The organism is Rhodocytophaga aerolata, from assembly GCF_030503435.1.
In the GTDB taxonomy this organism is placed as follows: Bacteria; Bacteroidota; Bacteroidia; order Cytophagales; family 172606-1; genus Rhodocytophaga; species Rhodocytophaga aerolata.
In genome coordinates this window covers 72,093-85,402 of sequence record NZ_JAUKPO010000003.1, presented here as the reverse complement: position 1 = coordinate 85,402, position 13,310 = coordinate 72,093, and the positions used below count along the sequence as shown (strand labels likewise).

Genomic DNA, 13,310 nt, shown 5'->3' with positions numbered 1-13,310 from the left:
TTATGGCTATAAAATTATACTTTTATCATAATATACCAACGAAATTATAATAAATATTTGTTAAGTTATATTTATGCAAACGTTTACATGGCTTATTCCTTGAAAAACCAACTTATTTTTATTGCCGCAAAGTGTAATCTGCTATGAAAAGTCATTGATGGAAGCTCCGTAAACAAGCATTAGAAAGGCTACTGCAAAATCAACTTACTCCTGGTGCACAGATAATTTTATGATGGAGGATTTTAATGAAGCAAAAGCGGCACAAGTATCTTGCGCCGCTTTTGCTTTACACTTCTGGTTTGTATTTGGTTGCTTAAGCTGTTATAATTAATAATTGGGATTTTGTTGTAGTGTAGGTTGTCCGTTTACTGTGCTATTTAGTATTTCTTGCAGGGGAATAGGGAAATACTCATGCTTCCCAGAGATAAATTGTACACCGCTTAAATAGGATCTTTTGGTTGCTTCCGTAGCATAATACGCATTTAATATTTCAGCGGCAATTCCCCAACGTATCAAGTCAAATCTGCGGTGCCCTTCCATACCAAATTCCAGACGTTGCTCGAATTGAACGGCTTTACGGGCAACGGCTGCATCTGTCCAGGGTTGCGTATATTCATTAATTACATAGGTGGCAGCAGGCGTGCCATCCGCTTTTTTTACAAAGCCGTCTGGGTTGGCGGCTCTTCTGCGGATCTGGTTTACATACCCTCTGGCATTTTCCAGATTACCTAATTCAACTTCTATTTCGGCTAGCCACAGCAGCACATGCGAATAGCGGATCATCCGGTAATTATTGGCATTAAGGCGAGGGTTGCCGGCAAATGTGTTTGTACCTACATCGGAGCGGTACATTACATGCTTTTTAGGCGAATAAGGCCCACCATAGGCCTGGTCGCGGACATAGGTTTTGCCCGGATGAACTCCCCAATCCAGGAAAGGTATTCCCCGTCTGCCTACCGTCCAGTCGAGGCGGGGGTCCAGGTTACCTTGGTAAGGTGTAAAATTAGGATTGGTTGATTCCAGACCCTGATCACTGGTAACATCCGTAGCATTAAATGTATCTAGCAAAGGCAAACCTTCGTCACTCGTCTTAAAAGCATTCACTAAATTTTGAGAGGGCTGAAAAAATCCGCAGCAGGTAGTAACGCCACCTCCCCCATACGGATAGTTTAAGGTAGCGCCAATATTGCCGTTTTCTCCACCAGGTGCACCATCGTTTACAGAGTATTCAATTTCAAAAACAGACTCGGCATTGTTATTGGTAACTGCCCGGAAGTTATCGTGAAATCTGTCTACTAATCTGTACTGGCCGCTAGCCACTATTGCTTCCAGAATGGTTTTTGCCTCCGTATATTTTTTCTGGAATAAATAGGCTTTTGCTAAAGTAGCGCCTGCAGCCCATTTGGTTGCCCGGCCGGGAGAGGCTTGCTTAGTAGGAAGCACCTCATAAGCTGCCTGTAAATCTGCTTCAATTTGGGGCCAGATATCAGCAGTATTGGGTATTTTGGTGCTTTCCAGATTATTGGGATCGTAGATCGTTTCATCAATGTAAGGCACATTATTGAACATCTTTTTGAGTTCAAAGTGGTAATGTCCACGTAAAAATCTTGCCTCTGCCGTAATCTGCTGGCGTTCGGTATCGGTAATATCGGTTGTTTTGGCTAATACCTGTAACACATCATTCGTACGGGCAATGCCATCATACATGGCACGCCACTTTCCCCGGAAATAGATGTTATCCGATGCTATATTCCCTTGCTCTATCAGGGAAATAGGTGGCTGATCACCGGCAATTGTCCCTTTATAGGCATCGTCTGAAGCTACACTACCATATACCCAGTTATCGGCTGACGACTGGTACGAACGGTAAGCTCCTTCGGCTGTTGCCCAGCCATCTAACAGCGAGTAAGCACCTACTAACAAAGCAGTTACACCTTTGCTGTTTTGTAGAGTAGTGCTACTCAAGGCCGCTTTTGGGGTTACTTCCAGAAACTTATCTGAGCAGGAGCTGAATACGCTCAGTAAAAAAGCATTTGTTATAATTAAAATCTTTTTCATCGTGTTAAATTTTACGTTGACTTATGTATAAACAGATGGTAGTTAGAAACTTAGGTTAATTCCAGCAATGTACTGCCTGGATACCGGATAAGAACCGCCATCTACGCCGATCTGACGGTCGTTACCAGAGGTATAATTCCGCAGGTTAATTTCAGGGTCCATGCCGGAATACTTAGTGAAAGTAAGTAGGTTCTGGCCTTGTATATACACCCTGGTAGTTCCCAAACCAAATCTGGATAACAGATTAGTAGGCAGTGTATAGGTTAGCTGAATATTGCGCATCCGGAAATACGATCCATTTTCCAAATAATAGGTGGAAGGCAGAATGCTAACCTGGTCGCTGGAGGTAAGCTGTGGCAGAATAGCATCTGTTTTGCCTGGCCGCCAGGAATCGTAGAGCATCCGTTTGCTTCTGTTTCCGGCAAAGGTGGGGAAGTCTGTCCAGTATTTTACATAATTAAAAATCTCATTGCCTTGTACACCCTGTCCGAAAATGGTTAATCCAATATTTTTATAATTAACATTGATATTTATACCATAGGTAAAATCTGGATGCGGATTGCCGATAATAGACAAATCTTTGGTATCAATTACATTATCGCCATTCATATCTTTGAAAATGAAGCGGCCGGCTCTGTTTTGGTTAGTACCTAGGTTATTTTTGGGAGCCGCCGCTGCCTCATCATCCGACTGGAAAATGCCTTCAATGGTGTAGCCAAAGAAAGAGGAAATAGGATAACCTTGCTGGGTAACTACAAAATTTTGAATACGTTCGTCGTTAATGCCAAAATATTGTGTTCTGGGGTCGCCGGTTGTTTTTATTACTTCATTCCGGTAGGTACTAAAGTTCAGGCCAACATTAAAAGTCAATTGGTTATTAAGTGCTTGTCCATTGTAGTTTACTGCTGCATCTATTCCTCTGTTCCGCATAGAACCAATGTTCTGAAAAGGTGCTGTGGCTACACCTGCGGTTCCGGGAGCTTGCACCGGAAAAAGCATATCGGTAGTTAGGCGGGTATACCAGTCAAAAGCCACATCTATGCGGTTATTAAATAAACTGGCATCTAAGCCAAGGTTAGTTGACGTAGTAGTCTCCCACTTAGCTTTGGCATTGCCAAACTGGATAAGTTCATACCCGGGAATAGCAGAGGTACGGGTGCCATTCCAGTCGTAGAAGGAGGTAGCGGGATTGGTAGCAAAAATGGTGAATGGGTTGTAGTTACCAATTTCCTGGTTTCCTGTCTGTCCCCAGCCGGCTCTTAGTTTTACCGAGCTAAGCCAGGAACTCCATCCTTTGGCAAAGCCCTCTTCAGACAGAACCCAGCCTGCACTCACAGCCGGGAAATAAGCTACCTGATATTGAGGTGAAAAACGGGAAGAACGGTCGCGGCGTAGAGTAGCTTCCAACAGATATTTATCTGCCATTACATAATTTACTTTGGCAAATTCTGAAGCTAAGGACCAGTTATAACCGCCGCCATTATTGGTTTGTACGCCAGTTCCCCCACTTAGGTAGCGGTTATCCAGGTCATCTACAGCAAAGTTAGTACGGGAAGCATCAAAGAATTCATAGTAATCTTTAATAGATTCTGTACCAATCAGCATATTCAGGCGGTGAATTTCGGCAATAGTCAACTTATAGGTCAACGTATTATACCAGGTCCAGTTCCACTCATAATTATTGGTGGTTTGCAGACTATTCGAACCCCTGGCCTCTGCCGATTCTATATCCCGGATAGTATAGTTGCGGTAGTTAAATATATTATAATCAATACCAAAACTGGTTTTAGCTGTTAAATTATCTAATATATCTACCTCTGCATAGGCATTCCCAAACAAACGCAATTCTTTCTGCTGGTTTTCTTTATTGCGCCACAAGTCTCCCACCGGCTGGCGTGAGTTATCCAAGTCAGTGCCGCGTGTTCCGGCAAACGTTACACCCGATACATCATATACTGGCACAATGGGCTGAATGCGGTAAGCAAATGAAACAGGGTTACTTTCACTGTTGTTACCACTTGGTTGGCCAACCCGTATGCTGTGGGCAGCCTGAAAGTTTTCCCCTACCCGTATACGTTTATTTATGTTAAACTCTGTATTTGCACGCAAGGAATACCGCTTAAAGTTGGTGTAGATCATAATCCCCTGCTGATCGAAATAATTCAACGACATGGCATACCGTCCGCTTTCATTTCCGCCGGAAACCCCTAACTGGTGATTCTGAATCGGAGCCGGATCAAATATTTCGTCGAACCAGTCGGTACCTTCTTTGTTGGCTTTCGTGATCAGCCATTTAGTCCGGTTAAATTCAGGTGCATCTATGTTGTTGCCATAATTGATATAATTTCCATTAGCATCCTGTGCCACCCGTGGATCGTCTGCCATAGCTCCGGCAGGGAAAATATAATCTGGTATTCTGGGTTGTTCTCCGTTTCCAAACTGGGCATGAACCGGATTGCCATTTGCACCGACTGCACCTGAATTCCTGCGTGATTCCCATACCAGATTGGCATATTCCTGCGTATTTAACAGATCCAGAAATTTGCCAGGCCGCTGGGTACCGTAATACATATCGTAGGTAAACATGGGTTTGCCAACTTTCCCCTTTTTGGTAGTAATAATAACTACCCCATTACCTGCCCTGGAACCATAGATAGACGCGGCAGATGCATCTTTTAAAATCTGCATAGATTCTATGTCATTCAGGTTCAATGTATTTAAGTTGCCTTTGGTGGGTACCCCATCAATTACATAAAGTGGGGAGTTATCGTTAATTGTACCAAAACCCCGGATACGTACCATCACCCCACCTCCAGGACTGTTCTCATTGCCAATGGTTACGCCGGCTACTTTTCCTTGCAGTGCCTGGCCTAAGTTGGTGGAAGGAGTAGTTAAGAGTTGCTTGGCATCAATGGTTGCTACCGCCCCGGTAATTTCCCGCTTTGACTGTGAGCCGTACCCGGTAACGACTACTTCTTGCAGGGCTTTTACATCGCCGGCTAATTGTACATCTACAGAGCTACGGCTGCCTACGGCTACTTCCTGGGTGGTGTAGCCAATGTAACTAAAAACCAAGGTAGGATTAGCTTCTGTAACACCAATACTAAAGGCGCCATTGGCATCGGTAATGGTTCCGGAAGAGGAGCCTTTCACCAATACGTTTACCCCAGGTAAGACGGAGCCATCGTCCTGGGCGGTTACTTTTCCCGTGATGGTTCTGTTTTGGGCAATTGTCTGCAGGCTCCATAGGAGAAGCATGCCCAGCAAAAAGAATTTGCTAAAATGGTAAATTTTAGGTTTCATAATGAATGAGAAAATAGATTGAGTAAGAACAAAGAGGGTTGATTAGCGGATGCGTGTAAAACTGAAGGTATATATGAAATGCCGGTTATAGTACCTTAGTAAAAAGAAAACGGTACTCCAAACTTCACCCTATAGCCGAAAGAGGGAAGTTCATTCATACACTATATTACTTGGACAGTGAGCTGTAAATTGATTGTATTTGCTTGCCTGCCCGTTTATACTGCTATCACCAGCATACATCAGAAAAAAATCAGGAAAGGAAGACATTCTTGAATATGCCTGGGTATCTCTGCTTAACATACAAATTAAGGTTGTTTAGGTAGTTTTAGTATGATTAGTATATTGGGTAATAACTTTTCAGAAACTTTAAACAATTCAAGAAGGCTTAACAAAATATTATTTATGAGTAAAATATACTAAAAATAAACATTCAATTGCTTCAAAAACTAAAAAAATAATTATAAAAGTGCAATTTTTATCCTGAAAAGCTATGTTCGTCGGAGTAAGCAGCTATCAAAAGTAATAAATTGGATTTTAGCTAGAGTAAATTTAATTTAAAGAGTCTTTGATGAAAAGGAAGTAGGCTGTTCCTGGCTTGCCAACTTCTAGGAAATTGAATAGGGTATAGGCACCTGAATGAAACAAAGGTAGTATTTGCTTCATGATTTGTTCAATACAGCCAATATGGCATGGATAATTCTGGCTAGGCGCTTAAACAAGTTTCTGGTGACGTACTGTATTATTTTAGCCTTTTTGCCCGCCGCTCACCATTCTGGTATAGAATCAGTTCGGTGGCTTTGCCTTTATTGTCGGTAACAAAGGTGAATTGAATGTCGGCTTCTTTAATAAAATAGTCTTTTTCGGTTTCCGGCAGCAGTTCTACTTTAGGTTGCCCGCTAGCCTGTCCATATAAATGGTCCCTTTCTTTGGTTACTGTAAATATAAACTGAGGCGAAAATTCATACTTGCCCACGTATTTGTCGAATATTTTAGGGTCTACTTCAACCGCTAAACGTTCCTTCTTCTTATGAGATAGCAGCCATTGGTAGAGCTCGGGATTATTATAAGTTACTGTCCAGGAGTCGTGGCCTGCCTCCGGATATACCGTAAACTTGGCATTATTGCCTACGTTTTTCAGGGCATTTACCATATCTTCCGATTGCTTGATAGGTACCGCTTGGTCTTTGGCTCCATGAAATACCCATATAGGCAAGTTCCGTATAGACCAAACCTTGGCCGGATCGCCGCCTCCGCAAATAGGCACAATGGCTGCAAAACGGTTGGGGTACATAGTGGCATATTCCCAGGTCCCGTAGCCGCCCATACTCAATCCGGTTAAATACATACGTTCCGTATCCACATTATGCTCCTGAATTACTTCTTCCAGCAAAGCATCTAATAAAGGGGGATGCCACCCTTGATTAGGTGGGCATTGAGGGGATATTAAAATAAAAGGAAAATCTTTCTGAGTCTCCACAATTTTAGGAGGCCCATGTTTTTTTACAGAATCAAGTACGGTACCTCTTTCGCCAGATCCGTGCAGAAACAACATAAGAGGCCACTTCTTTCCATCGTCTTTTTTATACCCTTCCGGCAAAAAGAGCAAATACCCTGTTTCTGTTACAAATTTTTTTGCTTCCTGTTGTGCCTGCAGGGGTAACTGAAGGCTATAAAGGCAAGCAACAACTAACAGTAAGCGCAAGACATAGGTAGGCCGCATACATAGAAAGTTTAGTAAAAACACAATGTAATACAAAAAGCACAGTTTTCCTGTGCTTACCTGTTTTTTATGGGCCTTGTACCATTACGCATAGGCTTGTTCTACACGTCCGTCCAGCAGGCTTACAATGCGGCTGCCATATTCTGCATTTTTTTCTGAGTGGGTTACCTGCACAATCGTTACGCCTTCTTCATTCAGTTTCTTGAACAGCTCCATAATTTCTATTCCTTGGGCAGAATTCAGATTTCCGGTGGGTTCATCCGCTAGAATTAGTTTAGGAGTAGTAATAACAGCTCTGGCAATGCCTACTAATTGCTGCTGTCCGCCAGACAGTTGGTTGGGAAACAAATCTTTTTTACCCACTATATTAAATTTATCCAGGGTATCGGCTACAATAGCTTTCCGCTCGGCAGACTTGATATTTTTATACAGCAAGGGGGTTTCCAGGTTTTCATATACCGTGAGTTCATCTATCAGGTGGTAGCTCTGAAATACAAAACCGATGTGATTTTTATGTAACTCTGAACGGTGTTTCTCCTTCATCTTATGCACCGGCTGATCCAGAAAATAGTATTCGCCTTCAGAAGGATCGTCGAGCATGCCAATTATATTAAGTAAACTGGATTTGCCGGAGCCGGAAGGACCCATAATGGATACAAATTCTCCCTGGGCAATGTCCAGGCTTACGTCGCGCAGGACGAAGGTCTTTACAAAACCCGAAGAGTACCACTTGAAAATATTTTTGAGCTTGATCATGGATATAATAAATAATAATTGATGACGAGTGAATAATGAATATATAGGTTAATATGCAGGAAACAAAGAAATAAATAATGAATAATGAATAATGTAATCATCTGTCACTATTCATTATTCATGGCTACTCGCTTCGTAGCGCATCTACCGGGTTGGCTAGTGCAGCCTTTATTACCTGATAGCTTACTGTAATCAGGGCAATTGCCAGCGACAGTACGCCAGCCAGTAGGAATATCCAGGGGCTGATGGCTACCTGATACTCAAAATCCTGTAGCCATTTTTGCATGACATAATACGCTATTGGCGTGGCTACCAGAAACGCAAACAACACCAGCAGAGCAAATTCTTTTGAGAACATGAGTACAATGTTTTGTAGCGAAGCCCCCATAATTTTGCGTACACCTATCTCGCGGCGGCGCTTTTGTACAGCCAAGGTAGCCAGACTGAATAAGCCCATACAAGATATAAATATAGCAAAGCTGGTGGCGTAGTTCATCATTTGCCCTAAGCGTAGTTCACGCTGATATTGGTTGTTAATGGTTTCGTCTACAAATGAATAGTTAAATGGCAGGTTTGGCGCATCTTTTTTCCAGGTCTGCTCCAGTAGTGAGACAGTGGTTTGTAGGTTTCCGGGCTTTACCCGTACCATAATTTTACGGCGCGACGAGGCCTGGATCATTACATTATCGGCACCTCTCAGCAAAGAATCGCTTAACGCCAGCACCAGCGGTTTTACGGGTGTGTGTAACGATTCATAATTAAAATCTGCCACAACTCCAATAATCTGGTGTGCCGGAAAGTTGGGTCCTGGCAGTCTTTGCCCCAATGGGTCTTTCCATCCGTATTCCTTAACTAATGCTTCGTTTACAATAATCCCCTGGCTAATATCCGAAGTTATTTCCCGGGAGAAGTCCCGTCCGGCAACCAGGTGAGCTTTCATGGTTTTCAGGAAATCGACATCTACTATGTTCATCATAAATGGCCGCACCGTTTTAGTATTGTCGCGGTAGTCGGCTTCCATCCAGCCTTCCCCGATTGCAAATACCGAATGGCTGATCTCTGCAATAGCTGGGTGGTTTTGCAGATTGTTTTTCATCCGGTCGAATATGCGGAGAGCCTCATTATCACCCACACCAGTAGGAATAATAATGACCTGTTCTTTATCAAATCCAAGATTTTTGTTTTGCAGGAAACGTAACTGCTGCGACATAACTAAGGTACAGATAATTAAGCCAATGGATAGCATAAACTGAAATCCAATGAGGAAACGCCTGTACAAGTTGGCATCCCCTACCTGCAAACGGCCTTTCAGTACAGCTACCGGATTAAAGTTGGATAGGAAAAGAGCCGGATAAATACCTGCCAGCAAACCCACTACAAACGCCAGCAATAGAGAGGTTAACGTAATAGTGCTGAAAAGTGAATACGATAATTTTTTGCCGGCCAGTTCATTGAATACAGGTAAAGCCAGCGTCGTCAGCGCAAGACCTAACACTAAGGCTAATAAGCTTACCAGCACCGCTTCGCCCCAGAATTGCAAAATCAGTTGCTGACGCACCGCTCCCACTACTTTACGCACACCTACTTCACGTGCCCTGTCTATGGACCTGCCCAGGGATAAGGTAATAAAGTTGATACTGGCAATAAGTAAAACAAAAAGAGCCACTGTACCTAAAATATATGAATAAGCAGGGTCACTAATGGGTTCCAGTCCTTCGGGAAAGTCCGTGTTCAGGTGTATATCCGTTATAGGCTGGAAAAGCACCAGGTACTGTCCGGTATGATCTTCGCCCAGGTGTTGTTTCAATATGGCCGGAAGCTTTTGTTGTATTTGATTAATATTTCCTGAAGCGGTAAGCTTTACATAGTTTTCACCATATACCTGATAGAAAGAAGTAAAAGCCCGTTCTCCCCAGATGTTTTTGGCATTTTCGAACGAAATCAGGTAATCGAAACGGATACTGGAGTTAGAGGGTGTATTTTTGGCTACGGCACTTACTGTAAAAGCATACGGTGTTTCCCGTAGTTGAACAGTAATGGGTTTTCCCAGAGGATCTTCTTCGCCAAAAATCCGCTTGGCTGTTTCTTCAGTTAACACAATGGTACCTGGGTTTTTTAACGCCGTAGCTGTGTTTCCTTTTACCAGCGGGAAATTAAATACCTGAAAGAACGTAGTATCTACTACATGAATGTTTTCAGAAAACACGGCTTCTCCTCTCCGGATTAGGTTCCGGTGAGTGGCTACCCGGACGGTGCTTTCTATTTCGGGCAAACTTTGCTTTAATACCGGTGCCAGTACAAAAGCCGTACTGGTGCCAAAGTATTCCTGGTTGTCTGATGTTATTTCTTTTACCGCCAGCCGGTGAATGCGGTCGGCCTGTGGATGGAATGTATCATAGCTCCATTCGTCTTTTACAAACAGCAGAATCAGCAGACAAAAAGCAATGCCAACCGATAAGCCGGTAATATTAATAAAGGTATATACCTTATGCCGGAGCAGGTTGCGAAGGGCAACTTTCAGATAATTTTTATACATACCAGGAGGTTAAACGATAGAAGGGTCTCTGCAACAAATTAGCCTTTTTGCTAATTTGTTAATTATCAATAAATTAAAAGAGATGTATAATAATACTGCCGCAAAATAACGTCCGGAAACGGACACCCACGTACGCTTCCGGACAGGACACTATATTTATTTATGATTCTTATTCACTTCGTAAAGAGGTTACCGGATTAGTCAAAGCTGCTTTAATAGACTGGTAGCTGACTGTCAGGAGTGCAATAAGCAAGGCCAGTATGGCAGCCAGAACAAATGTTAATGGATTTATGCTGATTTTGTATGCAAAATCGTCCAGCCATAAGCTCATGGCATACCAGGCCACCGGCCAGGCGATAAGGTTGGCAACAAGCACCAGTTTCAAAAATTCTTTAGAAAGCAACCCTACAATTCCTGTAACTGAAGCACCCAGTACTTTGCGCACTCCTATTTCTTTGGTACGCTGCAGGGCAGTAAATGAAGCTAAGCCAAATAAACCCAGGCAGCCAATAAGAATGGCTAATACTGAAAAGGTAGTAAAAAGTTGACTTTGTTTTTGCTCGCGTTCATAGAGTAAGCCGAAGCGTTCATCCAGAAAACTATACTCATAGGGGCGTTGAGGCAAAAACCGGTTCCATACTTTTTCTATATGTGTCAGACCCTCTTTTAAATTCGCTCCATTAACTTTAATAGACAGATTGTTGTAGCGTGTCTCCTGGCTAGGCATAACAAAGATCATAGGCACGATACTCTGGTGTACCGATTCAAAATTAAAATCTTGTACTACCCCCACAAGTTGCCCCTTCCGGTTACCATATTGTATTTGTTTGCCAATAGCCTCTTTCAGGTCGGTAAAGCCCATAGACTTAGCTGCTGATACATTTACAATAAATGCGGTAGTATCGGTGCTGTAGTCTTTGGAGAAGTTACGCCCGGCTACCATGTCTATTTTATAGGTAGGAATAAAATCCTGATCAATAGATACATCTTTCAGCGTAGCAGAAGCGGGAACGGTAGAATCGCCGCTCAAAAGAATAGCGCCTCCCTGCGAATCCAGTAAACGGCCCGATGGTATCCTGCTGGATCTGCCCACCTTGTTGACTGCGGCACTGGACGTTAACTCATTTTTAAAAGCTTCATATTGCGGACCTAGTTCATCGTAGAATGGCAGGGTTACCATATGTTCTTTCTCAAAGCCCAGGGACTTATTCTGGATATACTGCAACTGATTGAACATAACGCCGGTACAGATCATAAGTATAATAGAAATGGCAAACTGCCCCACCACCAGTACCTGCCGGAGAGTAATGCCGCCCCGTTGGTTTTTCGCCCCGGATAATAATTTCCCTTTTAGAATGGAAACTGGCTGAAAAGAAGATAAATACACCGCTGGGTAGCTCCCAGCCAGCAAACCAACAACAATGGTCAGCAGCAATAACGCTGGAATGGTGTACCAGTACTGTAAATACCCCATAGTTAAGGTACGGCCAGTAAATGTATTCAGCGCAGGCAAGCCCAGATGCACAATACCTATCGCCAGAACTAACGATATTAAAGCAAATACCACCGATTCGCTCAGAAACTGAGTTACTAAACTAGATTTGGTTACGCCCATTACCTTACGGATACCTACTTCTTTCGCCCGCTTAACGGCCAAAGCAGTAGACAAATTCATAAAGTTGATACAAGCAATAATCAGAATGAATACAGCAATCGCTATGAGAATATATACAGTGGTAATATTGCCATTCGGTTCTATTTCAGAATCCAGGTGAGAATGCAGGTGAATATCGGTAAGCTTTTGTAAATACAGATGAGTATACGTAGAAGGTTTTGTTGCATTCTGATCGTTGCTGCCCATGTGCTTATCAATAAAGGCCGGGAATTGCGAAGTAAGCCTTTCGGTTGGGTAGTTCTTGGGAAACAACAAGTAGGTAGCAAAAGAATTATTGCCAAAATTCGTGCGTAATCCTTCCCGGCCATATATGTTTTCATCGTTCAGTGTGGCAAACGACACGAAGACATCCGGATGAAAATGAGAGTTGGATGGAAAAGACGCAAATACACCAGTAACTTTTACCGTATACTGGTTATCCATCCGCAACACTTTCCCTACCGGATTTTCATTCCCGAAATATTTTGCAGCTATTTTGTCACTCAGCATAACTGAGAAAGGCTCATCCAAGGCATTGTCCGGATTGCCACTGAGTACCGGGATAGTAAATATTTTAAAAATAGAGGGTTCTGCAATAAATACATTATCTTCATTGAAAGCCTTCTCGTCATACCGGAACAAGGTACCGGATTCCAGCAAACGGGCAACAGCCTCAATATCCGGAAAATCGTTTTGCAGCAGGGGGCCGAAAGGAGGGGCTACATGGCCTAAATGTAAATCCACTTTCCCTTCGTTAGATACCCAGTCACGCGTAACCCGGTATATTCTACTTGAATTCTCGTGGTATCTATCATAGCTTAATTCATCGCGTACATACATCGAAATAAGTAGGCAACAAGCCAGTCCGAGTGCCAGGCCAAAAATATTAATGAAAGAGAAACCTTTGTACTTGGCTATGTTGCGCAATACAATTTTTAAATAGTTACTGAGCATGCGTTTTAGGTTAGTAGGTAGTTACACAATTAATTTAGGATAAAAGCCCCTGTTTGTTTGTTATACTCTTGTTTGTAAATACACTATGCTAGTAGATTTATCTGGAATTATTCCCTTTTTAGTAGATCAATAACCTAGGCATTAGCTGTAAGGTGGTAAACAACAAACTTGCCACAATTGTAATTGATTATTTTTCAGTAGTTTATGGTTGAGAATAAGCGTTTGCTTTTGTCCGGAAACGGACATCGTTTGTACATAGACGGACGGTAGATGCTATACTTTTCTATCAGGTAAGCTTTTATAAGTCAGTAAGCATAGGATGATAAATT

Annotated in this window: 6 protein-coding genes; all 6 read right to left on the bottom strand. The window is 42.7% G+C overall.

Annotation, left to right across the window (positions count from 1 at the left end; all coding sequences use genetic code 11):
• Window positions 1-327 precede the first annotated feature (327 nt).
• The 6 genes from Q0590_RS07225 to Q0590_RS07200 all read right to left on the bottom strand — a co-directional run bounded on the left by Q0590_RS07225 (window position 328) and on the right by Q0590_RS07200 (window position 12,981).
• Window positions 328-2,058, bottom strand: coding sequence for a RagB/SusD family nutrient uptake outer membrane protein (locus tag Q0590_RS07225; RefSeq protein ID WP_302036838.1), 1,731 nt, complete (start codon window positions 2,056-2,058; stop codon window positions 328-330).
• 42 nt (window positions 2,059-2,100) lie between these two features.
• The gene (locus tag Q0590_RS07220) at window positions 2,101-5,361 is read right to left on the bottom strand and encodes a SusC/RagA family TonB-linked outer membrane protein (RefSeq protein ID WP_378410331.1); all 3,261 of its coding nucleotides are present in this window, start codon (window positions 5,359-5,361) and stop codon (window positions 2,101-2,103) included.
• 739 nt (window positions 5,362-6,100) lie between these two features.
• A complete protein-coding gene (locus Q0590_RS07215; RefSeq protein WP_302036837.1) occupies window positions 6,101-7,081 on the bottom strand; it encodes a prolyl oligopeptidase family serine peptidase in 981 nt (326 codons plus the stop codon).
• 84 nt (window positions 7,082-7,165) lie between these two features.
• Window positions 7,166-7,837 (bottom strand): ABC transporter ATP-binding protein, encoded by a 672-nt coding sequence (locus tag Q0590_RS07210; RefSeq protein ID WP_302036836.1) that lies wholly within the window; start codon window positions 7,835-7,837, stop codon window positions 7,166-7,168.
• 124 nt (window positions 7,838-7,961) lie between these two features.
• Window positions 7,962-10,373, bottom strand: coding sequence for an ABC transporter permease (locus Q0590_RS07205; protein WP_302036835.1), 2,412 nt, complete (start codon window positions 10,371-10,373; stop codon window positions 7,962-7,964).
• A 169-nt stretch (window positions 10,374-10,542) separates the two neighbouring features.
• On the bottom strand, window positions 10,543-12,981 hold the full coding sequence (locus tag Q0590_RS07200) for an ABC transporter permease (protein WP_302036834.1): 2,439 nt from the start codon (window positions 12,979-12,981) through the stop codon (window positions 10,543-10,545).
• Window positions 12,982-13,310: the final 329 nt, after the last annotated feature.